The sequence below is a fragment of the Mycoplana rhizolycopersici genome, assembly GCF_013378445.1.
In the GTDB taxonomy this organism is placed as follows: Bacteria; Pseudomonadota; Alphaproteobacteria; order Rhizobiales; family Rhizobiaceae; genus Mycoplana; species Mycoplana rhizolycopersici.
Genome location: NZ_JABXYK010000003.1, coordinates 124,252 through 139,646, shown reverse-complemented (window position 1 = coordinate 139,646; position 15,395 = coordinate 124,252). Strand labels below are relative to the sequence as shown.

18 protein-coding genes are annotated in these 15,395 nt (G+C 63.2%); 10 read left to right on the top strand and 8 right to left on the bottom strand.

The window, feature by feature from the left end; all coding sequences use genetic code 11:
- Window positions 1-15: 15 nt before the first annotated feature.
- The 3 genes from lspA to HV823_RS05925 are packed head-to-tail and all read right to left on the bottom strand — an operon-like array spanning window position 16 to window position 2,611.
- Window positions 16-519, bottom strand: coding sequence for a signal peptidase II (gene lspA / locus HV823_RS05935; protein WP_176948815.1), 504 nt, complete (start codon window positions 517-519; stop codon window positions 16-18).
- Window positions 516-1,397 carry a TrmH family RNA methyltransferase gene (locus HV823_RS05930; RefSeq protein WP_246300945.1) on the bottom strand — a complete coding sequence of 294 codons (882 nt, stop codon included), beginning with the start codon at window positions 1,395-1,397 and terminating at the stop codon, window positions 516-518. The genes lspA and HV823_RS05930 overlap by 4 nt, the downstream gene beginning before the upstream one ends.
- Window positions 1,394-2,611: an RsmD family RNA methyltransferase gene (locus HV823_RS05925; protein WP_343051798.1), complete on the bottom strand. Its 1,218-nt coding sequence runs from the start codon at window positions 2,609-2,611 to the stop codon at window positions 1,394-1,396. The genes HV823_RS05930 and HV823_RS05925 overlap by 4 nt, the downstream gene beginning before the upstream one ends.
- Before the next feature lie 140 nt (window positions 2,612-2,751).
- On the opposite strand from HV823_RS05925, the gene HV823_RS05920 reads away from it, so the two are divergent.
- Window positions 2,752-3,204 (top strand): SRPBCC family protein, encoded by a 453-nt coding sequence (locus HV823_RS05920; RefSeq protein ID WP_176948812.1) that lies wholly within the window; start codon window positions 2,752-2,754, stop codon window positions 3,202-3,204.
- Window positions 3,205-3,294: 90 nt separating this feature from the next.
- Here HV823_RS05920 and HV823_RS05915 read toward each other — a convergent pair whose 3' ends face one another.
- The 3 genes from HV823_RS05915 to sppA form a co-directional block, all read right to left on the bottom strand.
- Window positions 3,295-3,636: a DUF1049 domain-containing protein gene (locus HV823_RS05915; protein WP_176948811.1), complete on the bottom strand. Its 342-nt coding sequence runs from the start codon at window positions 3,634-3,636 to the stop codon at window positions 3,295-3,297.
- Between the two features lie 140 nt (window positions 3,637-3,776).
- Window positions 3,777-4,082, bottom strand: coding sequence for an integration host factor subunit beta (locus HV823_RS05910; protein WP_097141459.1), 306 nt, complete (start codon window positions 4,080-4,082; stop codon window positions 3,777-3,779).
- A gap of 27 nt (window positions 4,083-4,109) precedes the next feature.
- Window positions 4,110-5,060 carry a signal peptide peptidase SppA gene (gene sppA / locus HV823_RS05905; RefSeq protein ID WP_176948810.1) on the bottom strand — a complete coding sequence of 317 codons (951 nt, stop codon included), beginning with the start codon at window positions 5,058-5,060 and terminating at the stop codon, window positions 4,110-4,112.
- Between the two features lie 229 nt (window positions 5,061-5,289).
- Here sppA and lptC point away from each other — a divergent pair, with 229 nt between their 5' ends.
- The 6 genes from lptC to ptsN all read left to right on the top strand — a co-directional run bounded on the left by lptC (window position 5,290) and on the right by ptsN (window position 10,905).
- Window positions 5,290-5,952, top strand: coding sequence for an LPS export ABC transporter periplasmic protein LptC (lptC, locus tag HV823_RS05900; protein WP_176948809.1), 663 nt, complete (start codon window positions 5,290-5,292; stop codon window positions 5,950-5,952).
- A 7-nt stretch (window positions 5,953-5,959) separates the two neighbouring features.
- Window positions 5,960-6,523 (top strand): LptA/OstA family protein, encoded by a 564-nt coding sequence (locus HV823_RS05895; RefSeq protein ID WP_176948808.1) that lies wholly within the window; start codon window positions 5,960-5,962, stop codon window positions 6,521-6,523.
- A 32-nt stretch (window positions 6,524-6,555) separates the two neighbouring features.
- Window positions 6,556-7,341 (top strand): LPS export ABC transporter ATP-binding protein, encoded by a 786-nt coding sequence (lptB, locus tag HV823_RS05890; protein ID WP_097141463.1) that lies wholly within the window; start codon window positions 6,556-6,558, stop codon window positions 7,339-7,341.
- A gap of 457 nt (window positions 7,342-7,798) precedes the next feature.
- Window positions 7,799-9,367 carry an RNA polymerase factor sigma-54 gene (gene rpoN / locus HV823_RS05885; protein ID WP_176948807.1) on the top strand — a complete coding sequence of 523 codons (1,569 nt, stop codon included), beginning with the start codon at window positions 7,799-7,801 and terminating at the stop codon, window positions 9,365-9,367.
- Between the two features lie 421 nt (window positions 9,368-9,788).
- The gene (hpf, locus tag HV823_RS05880) at window positions 9,789-10,364 is read left to right on the top strand and encodes a ribosome hibernation-promoting factor, HPF/YfiA family (RefSeq protein WP_176948806.1); all 576 of its coding nucleotides are present in this window, start codon (window positions 9,789-9,791) and stop codon (window positions 10,362-10,364) included.
- A 76-nt stretch (window positions 10,365-10,440) separates the two neighbouring features.
- Entirely contained in the window at window positions 10,441-10,905 is a 465-nt protein-coding gene (gene ptsN, locus HV823_RS05875) for a PTS IIA-like nitrogen regulatory protein PtsN (protein WP_176948805.1), read from the top strand.
- 291 nt (window positions 10,906-11,196) lie between these two features.
- Here the strand turns inward: ptsN and grpE are convergent, their stop codons facing one another.
- Window positions 11,197-11,811, bottom strand: a complete 615-nt coding sequence (gene grpE / locus HV823_RS05870; protein WP_176948804.1) for a nucleotide exchange factor GrpE — start codon at window positions 11,809-11,811, stop codon at window positions 11,197-11,199.
- Between the two features lie 243 nt (window positions 11,812-12,054).
- Complete coding sequence (gene hrcA / locus HV823_RS05865) at window positions 12,055-13,137, bottom strand: heat-inducible transcriptional repressor HrcA (protein ID WP_176948803.1); 1,083 nt, start codon at window positions 13,135-13,137, stop codon at window positions 12,055-12,057.
- 170 nt (window positions 13,138-13,307) lie between these two features.
- On the opposite strand from hrcA, the gene rph reads away from it, so the two are divergent.
- The 3 genes from rph to rdgB all read left to right on the top strand — a co-directional run bounded on the left by rph (window position 13,308) and on the right by rdgB (window position 15,387).
- Window positions 13,308-14,024 carry a ribonuclease PH gene (gene rph / locus HV823_RS05860; protein WP_176948802.1) on the top strand — a complete coding sequence of 239 codons (717 nt, stop codon included), beginning with the start codon at window positions 13,308-13,310 and terminating at the stop codon, window positions 14,022-14,024.
- A 266-nt stretch (window positions 14,025-14,290) separates the two neighbouring features.
- The gene (locus HV823_RS05855; RefSeq protein ID WP_176948801.1) at window positions 14,291-14,731 is read left to right on the top strand and encodes a VOC family protein; all 441 of its coding nucleotides are present in this window, start codon (window positions 14,291-14,293) and stop codon (window positions 14,729-14,731) included.
- Window positions 14,732-14,742: 11 nt separating this feature from the next.
- Window positions 14,743-15,387: an RdgB/HAM1 family non-canonical purine NTP pyrophosphatase gene (rdgB, locus tag HV823_RS05850; RefSeq protein ID WP_176948800.1), complete on the top strand. Its 645-nt coding sequence runs from the start codon at window positions 14,743-14,745 to the stop codon at window positions 15,385-15,387.
- Window positions 15,388-15,395 lie beyond the last annotated feature (8 nt).

The following is a 15,395-nucleotide window of genomic DNA, read 5'->3' as shown; positions in this document are numbered from 1 at the left end:
CAAACCGGTCGCATTTTATCGATCGGCCGCGCTCTTGCGCTGGCGCGTCAGGATCAGCTCGTCCAAAAGGATGCAGCCTGCTCCCAGCGTGATGAACGTGTCAGCAAGGTTGAACACCGCAAACGACCACGTCGCGGTGTAGAACAGGATGTAGTCGATGACATAGCCGAACAGCAGGCGATCGATGAGATTACCGATGGCTCCTGCGATGATCAGCGCGTAGCCGGCATGGGCCAGGCCGCGTTCCTTCGGCGTCTGCCGCCAGAGCCAGCTGACGAAGGCGACGACGACGAGCCGCAGGCCGACGATGAACCAGTCCTCCATGCCCGACAGCATCGAGAAGGCGACGCCGAAATTGTAGGTGCGGTAGAGCGCCAGCATCGGAACGACGTGGACCGCCTGCTCGAGGGGCAACCACGCCTCGACCATGAGCTTGACCACCTGGTCGAGCACGATCGCAAGCACGATGAAGACGACCACCGGGACGGGCCTCGAAAACAGCGGGACGCGATCGGTCATTCGGATGCTTCCAGAGACAGGAGGTGGCGCCGCGCCTCGAACAGCATGATGCCGGTGGCGATCGCCAGATTGAGGGAATCGGCACGGCCTGCCTGGGGAATGCGGGCGAGCGCATCCGCCTCCCGCGCCAGCTCGTCGGGAATGCCCGCCTGCTCGTTGCCCATCAGCAGAACCACCGGCTTTCTGGCATAGTCGATGGTCCGATAGTCGACCGCGCCGGCGAGATGGGTGGCCACGACCTGCACGCCGGCCTCCTTCTTCCAGCGCAGGAAATCTGCAAGCGAAGTCTTCGTCACGGGCACGGCAAAGACCGATCCCATCGTCGCGCGCACGGTTTCCATCGAGAACGGGTCGGTAGTGTCGCCGACGAGGATGACGCCGGAGGCCCCGGCCGCATCCGCGGTCCTGATGATCGTGCCGAGATTGCCCGGATCGCGCACACGGTCCAGCGCTACATAGGTCTCGCCCTTGCCGGGGCGCAGTTCCTTCAGCGGCCGATAGCGCTGCTCGAACACGCCGATCACCATCTGCGGATTGTCGCGCCGGGTGATCGCCGACATGACCTTTTCGCTGACCTCAAGAACGAGGCCGCCCTTGGCAAAGGTGCGGGCGGCGACCTGCTCCACCTGGGGCTTGCCCTTGGCTGCCTTGGCGTAGACGAGCGTGCGGATCGTCCAGCCGAGCTCGAGCGCGTCGATGACGAGCTTCAGCCCTTCGGCGATGAAGGTCTTCGTCTCGTCGCGCGTCTTCTTCTGCGCAAGCGCCTTGATATCCTTGACGATCGGGTTGGCAAGGCTGGTCACTTCCTTGACCTGGCCGACGCGATGGGGCCCCTTGTCGCGGCCCTTTCCATCATCGTGTTCGCGGTGGTCACTCATGCGGACGTCCATCGGCTGAAAAGGGAGGTGGAAAGGGCACGGCCGGGCACGCTTCCGTCGAGACCGCCTTCGCGGATAACGAGCTCGCCGGACTCGACCAGCCCGCCGCGGCCGCGCATCGTCTCGCGCACCAGCTCGTGGATCGAGTAGAAGCTCGCCCTGATCGAATAGGCCGTCAGCACAAGGGCAGACTCTTTCGGCGCCAGGATCTCGCGGCAGATGTCCAGCATCAGCGGGAGCCCCTCGAAGAGCTGCCAGACCTCGCCGTTCGGCCCGCGGCCGAACTTCGGCGGATCCGCCAGGATGATGTCATAGCGGCTACCGCGGCGCTCCTCGCGCAGGATGAACTTCATCGCATCCTCGCAGATCCAGCGGATCGGCAGCTTCTCCGCGCGGCCGAGCGCCTGGTTCTCGCGTGCCCAGCCGATCGCCTTCTTGGAGGCGTCCACGTGGGTGACCTCGGCGCCGGCGCGCGCGGCGACAAGCGATGCGACGCCGGTATAGCCGAACAGGTTCAGCACCTTCAGCGGCCGTCCGGCCGCTTCGATCCGCGCCTTCATCCAGCTCCAGTGCGCAAGCTGCTCGGGGAAGACGCCGACATGGCGGAAGGCAGTAAAGCGGCCGTGAAAATCCGTATCCAGCAGCCGCATCGGCCAGGTCTCGCCGAGTGCCGCACCCGGAAAGCGCCAACGCCCCATGCCGTCCTCGTCGGTATCACCGGTAAAGACGGCATCGGCATTGTCCCAGACATGCGCCGGCAGGCTGCGTGGCCATAGCGCCTGCGCCTCCGGCCGCACGATGCGGTAGGGGCCGTATTGTTCAAGCTTTTCGCCAGCACCGCTGTCGATCAGGCGATAGTCGTTCGTGCCGGCCGTTTCGAGGATGACCGGAACGCGCTCGACCGGCTTTTCGCCGGTGTGCGCGGCGATCTTGCGCAGCGGTTCGACCGGCTGCTGCTCCACCCTTGCCGGTCGCGCCTGCACCTCGCGGGATATGGCGGCCTTTGAGCTCGGACTTGAGGACCGGGAAACGCCTGCACTCGTTGCGCCAGCCCTAGGCTCGGAACGATTCTGGCCTTTGAGAGACTGGCCGTCGCGAGTCTGGCCTTCTCGGGACTGGCCGTTGCGCGGCGGCGCAGCCCGCGAACGTTCGCCAGCCCGTGCCGGGCCTGTCGCGGCGGGTCCCTTCTTCTGCCGGCGGTTCTTGTCCTTCACGTCGCGGTCCGGTTTCTTGATCTCAAGGAAGCGGACGCAGATCCGCATGAAAGCGAGACCAAATAGCACCCCTGCCCTACTTGGCAAAGCGCTTTCCGATCTGCGATAAATCCTTTGCGCGGTTCAGGAGGAGGAACATCATGGACATGACAGGTGAGGAACGCATTGCCGCACCGCGGGAGGCCGTATGGGCCGCGCTGAACGACCCGGAGACCTTGAAGGCCTGCATTCCGGGCTGCCAGTCACTGACGATGAAGTCGCCGACCGAACTCGAAGCCACGGTGAAGATCAAGGTCGGCCCCGTCTCCGCCACCTTCAACGGCGAAGTGACGCTGTCGAACCTCAACCCGCCGGAGAGCTACACGATCGCGGGCGAAGGCAAGGGCGGAATCGCGGGTTTTGCCAAGGGCGGCGCGGACGTCAAGCTGACCGACGAGGGAAGTGAAACGCTGCTGTCCTACACCGTGCGGGCGGAGATCGGCGGCAAGCTGGCCCAGCTCGGCGCACGCCTGATTGATTCCACTTCGAAGAAACTTGCCTCACAGTTCTTCGCCGATCTCGGCGAACGGCTCAACGGCGGGCCGAACGCCTGAGGTCCAGGCAAGCGGATTTCCGCCGCTGCGGCTGAACAGAGTTTTGGGCTGATCGTACGCACCGAAGCTAAAAAATCCAGCGAGCGGCCGTCACTTCGGCGCAGACAGCAGCGATTGAGCAGCGAGCGTTTCGGCGCGCGTCTTCTGCTTGTCGGCTTCCGTCTGCCATTTGACGGCTTCGGTCGCCTCGACGCGGGCGCGCTTGCGGTACTTGTGCTGGCTGACCCAGGTGGCGACGGCGCCGATGATCATGCCGAGGAGCAGCGCCAGGAACAGGAAAACGAAGAACGGCGCCGTCATCGACAGCAGCGAGTCCTCGGGCCGGAACGGGTTCAACGCCATGCGCACCGGCTGGCGGTTTGCGACCGACAGCACGATCAGGACGATGCCGATCGGCACGAGCACGACGAGATTGACGATTTTTTTCAGCATGGCCGCCTCACGCGATGGATTGGCTCTGGCGCAATTCCAGGAGAGCGCGCGGGATCTTGCGTCTGGAACTGCAAAAATAGCAGGGACGGCACGGCCGCCGAATCAGATCGGCGGCGGTGCTGCCGGTCGGCGACCGTACGTCAGTCGGCGTCGCCGTCATCGAGGTGGTCGGGGTTCAGCCGCTCGCGCAGCTCCTTGCCGGTCTTGAAAAAGGGAACCCACTTTTCCTCGACGAAGACACTGTCGCCCGTGCGCGGATTGCGCCCGGAACGCGAGGGCCGGTTCTTGACGGAAAATGCGCCGAAGCCGCGCAGTTCCACCCGGTTTCCGGCTGCAAGGGCGTCGGAGATCTCGTCCAGCACGGCATTGACGATATTCTCGACGTCACGATGATAAAGATGCGGATTACGAGCGGCGACGATCTGTACCAATTCAGACTTGATCACTGTTGCCCCCTCAAAACTCTTGTCTTTTCAATCACGTCCAACCTGCCAAACCGAAACAAGACCGTCAAGGAACAACTTTTCGCCCCCTAGCTTCTTGAGAACGTCCGCACTGCCAGTGCCGAGGTCGAAGATGCCCTTCAACAGGTCTGCCGAATCGATGCCGATGCCAAACAGGCTGGTGCGGCGCGGGGGCTCATAGTCGACGACCGGCAGGGTGCGGGCCACATCGCGCGTCTCCAGATAGTCGCGGATCTCCGCGTCACCGCCCAGAGCATCGACCAGCTTGACCTGCAGCGCCTGGCGACCGGTGTAGATGCTGCCGTCGGCAAGCTTGAGCACGTCTTCGCGCGGCAGCTTGCGGCGGTCGGCGACCAGATCGACGAACCAGGCAAAACTGTCGTCCACCATGCGCCGGATCATCGCCTTGGCGTCCTCGCTGGGGGGATGGAAGGGCGACGGTTCGGCCTTGAGCGGTGCCGACTTGATCTCGTCGAGCGACACGCCGACCTTGTCCATCAGATCCTTTACCTGCGGATACTGGAAGATAACGCCGATCGAGCCGGTGATCGAGCTCTCGCCGGCGACGATCCGGTCACCCGCGGCTGCGACCATGTAGCCGGCGGAGGCGGCAAGCGTGCGTACGTCGGACACGACCGGCTTCTTCTCGGCAACCCGGCGTAGCGCCTTGAAGATCGTCTCACCGCCATAGGTGGTGCCGCCCGGCGACGTGATAGATACGACGAGCGCCTTGGCATTATCGTTCCGGGCGATCCGGTCCAGACGCTCCAGAAGTTCGCGGTCGTCCTGGATGATGCCGCTGATGGAAACGCGGGCAACGTGATTTTGACCGGAGGCTGCCGGATAGCTGGAGGCGATCGCCGCAAAGGCCGCGATGGCGGCGACCAGTACGGCGGCAACGCGCCAGAAGGTCAGTTTCCGGCGCAGTTGGCGGCGGTCGGCAATGGCGGACTGGTCCATCTCGAGGTTCCCGTGCGGTCATTCAACGTGGCGTAAGGCATCGAGGCCATTTGCCAAGTGCCTCATCGATATGGCATTACCCGGGCAAATGGCAAATCATCTATGCCAAAATTTGGACATCCATTGTTTGTTCAGGAATAATCGCCATATGGGGCGCGTTAATGTGGTGCAGGGAACAGGCGGCTGAGCCGGCGCGGGCCCCCCGGCCCAATAACTTTGAACAAGGTACATGCTGACAACAGTCGCAGATATGCATGCCGAACCGAATGTCCGGTCGACGGAAGCCTACCGTCGGGCCGCACGGCATTCTGCGCGCGTGCGCTTTCTGAAGATCGCCCTTCCGATTGCTGGCCTGCTGATCGCGGCCATCTTCGCGATCGTATCCATCATCAGCACCTACATTCCCGACCAGCTCGACGTCGAAAGCGCCACGATCGAGGACGGCAAGGTGGTGATGAAAAACCCCGCCATAGCCGGCCGAAACCGCGACGGCATCAGCTATTCGATGAAGGCCGACCGGGCGCTGCAGGACATGAAGAACCCGGACATCATCCAGCTGGAGAACATCCGGGCACAGATGCCGGTCAACGAAACGATGATCGCCCAGGTCGACGCCGTCACCGGCATCTATGATCGCGGCCGCAACATACTCGACATGACCGCCCCCTTCACCATCCGCCTCAATACCGGCCTGGAGGCAGCCTTCCGCGACGCCCATCTCGACATCAACGCCGGCCGCATGGCCACCCAGCAGCCCGTCACCATCCAATCAAAGGAAGCTTCGATTGTTGCGCAGTCGCTGCGAATGACAGATAAAGGGCGGACCGTCGTCTTCGAGGGAGACGTCGTCGTGAATGTCGATCCCGCCGCCATCCGCAACCGAGAGAAGTAGGGCCACGATGTCCGCATTTTCTGAACCCGCGCAAAGACATGCCATTCTCCCGCTTCTCGCCGCCGGCTTCCTGCTGGTTGCAACAGGGGCAGGAGCGCAGGAAACGAAGAGCCAGCTGAAGGGGCTTCAGCTGTCCAACGACCAGCCCATCCAGATTCAGAGCGACAAGCTGGAAATCCAGCAGCAGTCCAACACCGCCCAGTTCACCGGCAACGTCAAGGTCGTGCAGGGCACGACGACCCTGCAGGCCGGCAATATGGTCGTGCACTACAGCGCCCAGGGCGGCGGCTCGATCTCGAGTGGCGACGCCAACATCGAAAAGATAGATGTATCGGAAAAGGTGTTCCTCCAGTCCGGAACGCAGGAAGCGACCGCCGATACCGGCACGTTCAACCTCGTCGACGAAGTCTTCGTCCTGAAGGGCGACAAGGTCGTGCTTTCGGAAGGCAAGAACGTCTTCGTCGGCTGCCAGCTGACCGTGCTGATGCGCACCGGCGAGGCCAAGCTCGACGCCTGCGGCGGCCGGGTGATGATCCAGCTAGACCCCAAGTCCCGCAAAACCACGAACTGACGACGCCCGTGTCCCTCGTTTCCATATCCCGCATGTCGCGCCGCGTGAAGAAGGCCGAACCGGTCATCAAGCGGACCGCCGACACGTCCCGCTACGAGGGCACGCTGATCGCCCGCAACCTGACCAAGACCTATGGCGGCCGGCGCGTCGTCAACGGCGTGTCGCTCGTCGTGCGCAGGGGCGAGGCGGTCGGCCTGCTGGGGCCGAACGGTGCCGGCAAGACCACTTGTTTCTACATGATCACCGGGCTCGTTCCAGTGGACGAGGGCACGATCGAGCTGAACGGCAACGACGTGACGACGATGCCGATGTATCGCCGCGCACGCCTCGGCGTCGGCTACCTGCCGCAGGAGGCGTCGATCTTCCGCGGCCTGACGGTGGAGCAGAACATCCGCGCCGTGCTCGAAGTGCACGACCGCGACAAGGCGCGCCGGGAGCGCAAGCTCGACAGCCTGCTTGCCGAATTTTCGATCTCGCACTTGCGGAAGTCGGCGGCGATCGCGCTTTCCGGCGGCGAGCGCCGGCGCCTCGAAATCGCCCGCGCACTTGCGACCGACCCGACCTTCATGCTGCTTGATGAGCCGTTTGCGGGCGTCGATCCGATCTCCGTTGCCGATATCCAGGCGCTGGTGCGCCACCTGACGTCGCGCGGCATCGGCGTACTGATCACCGACCATAACGTGCGCGAGACGCTGGGCCTGATCGACCGGGCCTATATCATCCATGCCGGCGAGGTTCTCACCCATGGCCGCGCCAACGACATCGTTGCCAATCCCGACGTCCGCCGCCTTTACCTGGGTGACAATTTCAGCCTCTAGGCACCAAATCTTGGATTGCGGGTTTTTGGGCCCGCCACTCAAATTTCAGGGGTGGCGGCAATTAAATTGCGCAAAAGCGCAGCCGCAATCACGATAAATTCAAGATTCCGCCACGGCGCGGGCAATGAAATTCACCTTATCGCGCTGCGGCTGCTTGACCAAACCCTATAAAAAAGCAATTTTTGGGCCAGCTTGAAATTCAGGGCGAAGACCTCGGTCTTGCCGCCCGGAAATCCGGCATTGGCGCGCCTGTTCGAGACGGGGGTTTGGGACGGCGACCAGGGTGTATGCTGCACCACGCGCCCGCAATGGGCGTTCCGAGGAGGCAGTAGAATAGCAATCTGCGCATCGTCCGCTCGGGAAAATCAGCCTCGATTTCCGGAGGGTGTATGTTTGTGTACGGCGTCCTTCAGCGTCTATCGACGATCAGGTTGCGCCAGGGAGTTTGAGCGTCCGCATGGCACTCGCAGCCAGCCTTCTTCTGCGGCAGAGCCAGTCTCTGGTCATGACGCCGCAACTGATGCAGTCGATCCAACTGCTGCAGATGACGCATCTCGAATTGACGCAGTTCATCGAGAACGAGGTCGAGCGCAATCCGCTTCTCGAGCTTACCTCACGCGACGATGGCGCGCGCGGCGACGAGGCATTTGCCTCGGAAAATGACTATTATTCCGTCAACGAAGAACGGTCCGGCCACGATGACGGTGGCGTCGAGGGCGCCTACGCGAGCGATCTCTACGAGACCGCAACGGCCGGCGGCGCCGAGGCCATTTCCGACACGCTCGACGCGAGCCTCGACAACGTCTTCCCCGACGATGCCGGGCCGCGCGCGGCCGATGCACCGGAACTTCTCGGGCAATGGAAATCGATGCCCGGCGCCACCGACGGCGAGGGTTACGATCTCGACGACTTCGTCGCCGGCCAGACCACTTTGCGCGATTACCTGGGCGAGCAGGTGCCTTTCGCGCTTGCCTCGCCTGTCGACCGCATCATCGCGAGCCACCTCATCGACCAGCTGGATGAGGCCGGCTACCTGACGGCCAATATCGCCGAGACGGCGTTGAAGCTCGGCAAGCCTCTGACCGAGGTCGAGCGGGTGCTCGATACGCTGCAGCAGCTCGACCCGCCGGGCGTGTTCGCCCGCTCGCTGGCCGAGTGCCTGGCGATCCAGCTGCGCGCGCGCGACCGCTTCGATCCCGCGATGGCCGCACTGGTCGGCAATCTGGAACTCCTGGCGCGGCGCGACTTCGCGACGCTGAAGCGGCTGTGCGGCGTCGATGAAGAGGACCTCATCGACATGCTGGCGGAGATCCGCAAGCTGGACCCGAAGCCAGGCACCCGTTTCCAGCCCGGCGTCTCCGAGTCCGTCGTGCCCGATATCATCGTCCGCGCCGCTCCCGATGGCAGCTGGCACATCGAGCTCAACCAGGAGACCCTGCCGCGCGTGCTCGTGAACAACGAGTATTACACGTCGGTGTCGCGGCGCACGGAGCGGGCGAGCGATGACCAGGCCTTTCTCAACGAATGCCTGCAGAACGCGAACTGGCTGACGCGGAGCCTCGACCAGCGCGCCAAGACGATCATGAAGGTCGCGACCGAAATCGTACGCCAGCAGGACGCTTTCCTCATGCACGGCGTCGATCACCTCAGGCCGCTGAACCTGAAGACGGTCGCCGATGCGATCAAGATGCACGAATCCACCGTCAGCCGCGTGACGTCGAACAAGTACATGCTGACGCCGCGCGGCCTGTTCGAGCTGAAATATTTCTTCACCGTGTCGATCGGCTCGTCGGGCGGCGGCGAATCGCATTCCGCCGAATCGGTGCGCCACCGCATTCGCACGATGATCGCCCAGGAAGCGCCCGACGGCGTGCTCTCCGACGACGACATCGTCGACATCCTGAAAAAGGGCGGCGTCGACATTGCGCGGCGAACGGTGGCAAAGTATCGCGAGGCGATGAACATCCCCTCCTCCGTCCAGAGACGGCGGGAAAAGCGCGCGCTCGCGAAGGCCTCCGGTTTTTGAGCTTTGACTGGATGTCGCTCGGCGGGATCGCAAAGCCGACTTCACGCAATCGTGCATGCGACCTGAAGCGGACGTGATGATCCCCCGCAACACCGGCTGCTACGGCGTTTTCCGGCTCCCCCGGCAGGGTGCGGCCCGGCTCTGCGACGGCCCGGCATGCATGGCTTGGATCGATTTTTGGCCTGCGTCGTTATACCTATCGACGAAAACGTGACGCGTGTCCTGCACCCGGCGCTGTTGACTCTCGGTTAAGGAACGGATAGATGCCCGCCCCAATTCCGAAGCGAAGACAGGCCGGTCCCAGAACCCCCGTTTTCCACGGTACGGCAGGCGAAAGGGTGTTGCTCGCGTGAAGTGCTTGGATGACGGGTCCGGTTGGAATAGACTGTGACACGCAAATCACAATGAGAGAGGAAACTCCATGAGTGTGCGTGTATCCGGCAAACATATGGAAATCGGTGAAACCTTCCGACTGCGGATTGAAGAGCAGATCGGATCGGCGGTTACCAAGTATTTCGATGGAGGATATTCGAGCCAGGTCACCGTGGAAAAGTCCGGTTCGCGATTCAGCGCCGACTGCAAGGTTCACCTCGACACCGGGGCGGCCCTGCAGGCCAACGGCGAGGCGAACGATCCGATTGTCGCTTTTGATGCGGCTTCCGATCGGATCGAAAAACGCCTCCGCCGTTACAAGCGCAGACTCAAGGATCATCATAACGGGAACGGTCACGACGCCTATGCGGAAGTCGCCTATACGGTGATGGACGCCGTACCCGAAGACTCGGACGAACTCCCGGCCGACTATGCGCCGACCATCGTTGCGGAAAGCACGAAGACGCTCAAGACGATGTCTGTCGCCAGTGCCGTGATGGCGCTCGACATGACGGATGAACCGGTTCTTCTCTTTCGTAGTGTCGGCCAGGAACAGCTCAATATCGTCTACAGGCGAAACGACGGAAATATTGGCTGGATAGATGCAGCCAGTATCAAAGGCTAAGGTGGCAGGGGAAAGCGCCCGGGGGCTGGGCGCTTTCCGCTTCATTCCTTTCACTGCGGCTCACGAGGACAAAAGAATGGCATTGGCAGGTTTGCTGCAGCAGAGCGCAATTATCCCGGCTATGAAGGCCAATTCGAAGAAGCAGCTACTTCAGGAACTGGCAATAAAAGCGGCGAAGATCACCGGACTTCCGGAGCGCGAGATATTCGACGTCATCCTCCAGCGCGAGCGTCTCGGCTCGACGGGGGTTGGCAACGGTATCGCAATCCCGCATGGGAAGCTCAAGGAACTGGATCAGATCACCGGTCTTTTTGCCCGTCTTGAGACGCCTGTGGACTTCGAAGCCCTGGACGACCAGCCGGTCGATCTCGTCTTCCTGCTGCTGGCGCCCGAAGGTGCGGGTGCCGATCACCTCAAGGCCCTGTCGCGCATCGCCCGTGTGCTGCGCGATCCCGCAATGGTGGCAAAGCTTCGGACCTCGGATTCGGCGACGGCGATCTACGCCTGCCTGAACGAGGAACAGGCGTCCAACGCCGCCTGACGCGGCTCCGGCCGACGTGCCTGCACAAGGGAACGCCCCTGGCGTCTTTCCCTGTCTGACGGTGTTGTGCATTCGCCTCCGTGCTCGCCCTGCCGACCGACTCGCCGTAGAGGTAAGGAAACAGCAAAAACCGGCAGCCTTATGGCGGGCCGGTTTTTTCATGGCGAATGACGTCAGCCTCCCAGACCGACGCGATGACGTGGGTTCAGCATGCCCGTTGCGGCAACGAAAAAGCCCGGCAAGCGTGTGGGCTGCCGGGCTTCATGACTGCTGACAGAGTGCGTCTCAGCCTTACTCGGGCTTGTCCGCGCCGGTGGCAACCTTCGGGCCACCCTTGGACACGCCGACCATCGCCGGACGCAGGACACGATCGCCAATCTTGTAGCCGTCCTGGACGACCTGGAGAACGGTCCCGTTCGGCACCTCGGTGTTGGGCACCTCGAACATCGCCTGATGGAAGTTCGGATCGAACTTTTCGCCGATCGGCTCCAGCTTGCGGACGCCGTGACGCTCCAGTGCCGAAAGCATGGAGCGCTCGGTCATCTCCACACCCTCGATCAGGGCCGTGAGGCCGGCGTCGGCCGCCTCGCGCGCCTCGGCCGGAATGGCATCCAGACCGCGGCGCAGATTGTCGGACACGGCGAGCATGTCGCGCGCGAAGCCGGCGATCGCATAAGACTTCGCATCCTTCACGTCGCGCTCGGTGCGCCGGCGCAGATTGTCCATCTCGGCCGCCAGGCGCAGATACCTGTCGCGCAGGTCGGCATTTTCCGCCTTCAGGACTTCAACGGGATCAGCGGCACCTTCGGCGGCCTGTTCCGTCTGGCTGTTTTCGGGCGACACAGCGGCGCTTTCGGCCTCGTCATTCGCGGCTTCGGGGGCGTGCTTGCTGGTATCGTCGGTCATCGGTTTCTCCGGCTTGAGAAATCACACATGTCGCGGAGCGCTCCCGCCCTGCGGCCATGCATCGGTTGATCGGTCAGAGCGACCTGCCGCTACCTCTCGGCTGGGCGGCGCTCACGCGTATTCCCGCAAGGTCCGTGCCGCCGAAGGGCGCCGGGGCAAATGACGGGAGTTGAGGCGGATATCGAGCTTCGCACCGAAAAAATCAAGGCTCATTGGCAAACTCATCCGCCGGCCGGCCGCGTATCAGCGCGAAAGCTGGGACATCAACTGTGCAGTATAGTCCACCATCGGCACGATCCGCGAGTAATTCAGCCGCGTCGGTCCGATCACCCCGACAGCACCGACGATGCGCTCGTCGCTGTCGCGATAGGGCGCGACGATCAGCGACGAGCCTGAAAGCGAGAACAGCTTGTTTTCCGAGCCGATGAAGATGCGAACGCCCGGCCCGCTTTCGGCGAGGTTCAGGAGCTGGATCAGGCTGTCCTTCTTTTCCAGGTCATCGAACAGCATCCGAAGGCGATCGACGTCCTCGGCGCCAGCAAGCCCCTCCAGAAGGTTTGCGCGGCCGCGAACGATCAGCCGGGTAGGCTTGGCCTCTTCCTCCTCCCCGCCGGACCATACCGCGAGGCCACGCTCGACGAGATCCTGCGACAGCGCATCCAGCTCGCCGCGCACCTGCTGGCGCAACCTTTCCAGCTTCGTGCGCGCCTCGTAGATCGTGTTGCCAGCGAGATGGGCGTTGAGGAAGTTCGACGCCTCGCTCAGTTGCGAGTTGGTCGTTCCCGCCGGCAGCTCGACGATGCGGTTTTCGACCTGGTCGTGGTCGCCGACGAGCACAACCAGCGCCTTGGTCGGCTCCAGCCGGATGAACTCCACGTGCTTGAGGACCGTGTCATTCTTGGCCGTGATGACAATGCCGGCGCCGCGCGACATGCCCGACAGCATGCGGCTCGCCTCGGTCATCATCGTCTCGACGCTCTGGCCGTGGCCCGGGCGATGGACATGCCGGTCAATCGACGCCCGGTCCTCGTCCGAGACCTTGCCGACCTGCATGAAGGCATCGACGAAGAAGCGCAGGCCGAGTTGCGTCGGCAGACGACCGGCGCTGACATGGGGAGAATAGATCAGGCCGAGCGCCTCGAGGTCGCTCATGACGTTGCGGACTGAAGCCGGCGACAGCGACATCGGCAGGATGCGGGAAAGATTCCGCGAGCCGAGCGGCTCGCCGTGCTCCAGATAGCTCTCGACGATCCGGCGGAAAATCTCGCCGGCGCGCTCGTCCAGCGCCGCATATACGTCCGTGTCCGCGGGAGTCCTCAGTACCATGCCGATCGAACAAACCTTCTCATTGACCTCAATATAGGGGCTGCCCACGGTGCCGCACAAGCACATTCGCCTGCAAGCGCGATGGAAGAGCGTCCGCGAAATCGATTTCGATTCTCGGTCTGATGCGCTAGAAGCACCGCAGACCTCAAAGATGAACAACGGAGTATGCGATGCGGCCGTCAGGCAGAAAGACCGACCAGATGCGCAAGGTCACCTTCGAGCGCAATTTTTCCAAGCATGCGGAGGGTTCCTGTCTGGTGAAATTCGGCGACACGCATGTGCTGTGCACCGCAAGCCTTGAAGAAAAGACGCCGCCGTGGCTGCGCAACAGCGGCAAGGGTTGGGTAACGGCCGAGTACGGCATGCTGCCGCGCGCCACCGGCGAGCGCATGAAGCGCGAGGCCGCAGCCGGCAAGCAGGGCGGACGCACCCAGGAGATCCAGCGCCTGATCGGACGGTCGCTGCGCGCCGTCGTTGATCTGACGGCGCTCGGCGAGCGCCAGATCACCATCGACTGCGACGTCATCCAGGCGGACGGCGGCACGCGCACGGCATCGATCACGGGAGCATGGATCGCGCTGCACGACTGCCTGAAATGGATGGAGACGCGCGGCATGATCAAGGTCGACAAGGTGCTGAAGGACCATATCGCCGCCATCTCCTGCGGCATCTTTGCCGACCAGGCGGTGATCGACCTCGACTATCTCGAGGATTCGGCAGCCGAGACCGATGCAAACTTCGTCATCACCGGCTCGGGCGGCATCGTCGAGATCCAGGGCACGGCCGAGGGCAAGCCCTTCACGGAAGAAGAGTTCGCCAGCCTGATGGGGCTTGCCAAGACCGGCATCGCCGAGCTTGTCGAGATGCAGAAACAGGCCGTCGCCTGAGAGGCGGCCCCTCTCCTTCTCGCCTGGGAAGAAGCGCGAGTGCGGTGAGGGGATCAGACGCATTGCCGCAAGTGCGGAACGCGCCTCTCCTCATCCGGCCTACGCACCATCTTGCCCCCATGCGGGGGTGAGATGGCATCTTCGGGCCGCGGAACTTCTCCCTTGCCCGTCATCCGCCCTTCGGGCACCCTCTCCCGGTCAAGGCCGGGAGGCGACGGCGGCGCTTCGCCGTCTGCCGGGAAAGATGCGAGGTGGAGGAAATTTAGATGGCCGATCCGGAGAACCTCCTCGCCGGCATCCTTGAGACCGCGCTCTATGCGGAAGATCTGGATGCGGCCGAAGCCTTCTACGGCGGCCTGCTTGGCCTTGAGAAGATCACCCGCCAGGCGAATCGCCATGTCTTCTTCCGCTGTGGCCCCGGCGTCCTTCTGATCTTCAATCCGAAGGAGACCATAGTGCCGCCGCCGCCGCACGCTTTTCCCGTGCCCGTGCATGGAATGACAGGACAAGGCCATGTCTGTTTTCGCGCATCGGCCACGGCGCTTGATTTCTGGGTAGAAAAGCTGAAAGAAGCAGGTGTCGCCATCGAGGCGGATTTCCGCTGGCCGAACGGCGCCCGCTCCATCTATTTCCGTGACCCCGCCGGAAACAGCCTCGAATGTGCCGAACCTGGCCTCTGGGGCCTCAACCCCGGCGACCCGACCTGACAGGAACAGACATGCGCAAGCTCGATACCCGCACGATCGTCGTGGCCAGCCATAATGCCGGCAAGATCCGCGAGATCCGCGACCTGATCGGCCCGCTCGGCTTCGAGGCCAGGTCCGCTGCCGACCTGAACTTCATCGAACCCGACGAGACGGGCACGACATTCGAAGAAAACGCGGCCATCAAGGCGCTGGCGTCGGCCAAGGCTGCCGGGCTGCCCGCGCTCTCGGACGATTCGGGAATCGTTATCGATGCGCTCGGCGGCGCGCCCGGCGTCTACACCGCCAACTGGGCGGAAAAGGCTGACGGCAGCCGCGACTTCGCCATGGCGATGGAGAAGGTCGAACACGCGCTCGGTGAAAAAGGCGCCACGGCACCGGCCGATCGCACCGCCCGCTTTGTCTCCGTCCTGTGCCTGGCCTGGCCGGACGGGCATACCGAGATGTTCCGCGGAGAAATCGAAGGCACCGTCGTCTGGCCGCCGCGTGGCAGCCAGGGCTTCGGCTACGATCCGATCTTCCAGCCGGAGGGCCACGCGGTCACCTTCGGCGAGATGAGTGCAGAGGAAAAGCACGGCTGGAAGCCCGGCGAGGCCCAGGCGCTGTCGCACCGCGCCCGCGCCTTCAAGCGTTTCGTCGAAACCTGCCTGGAAGCGTAGGGCAGCAG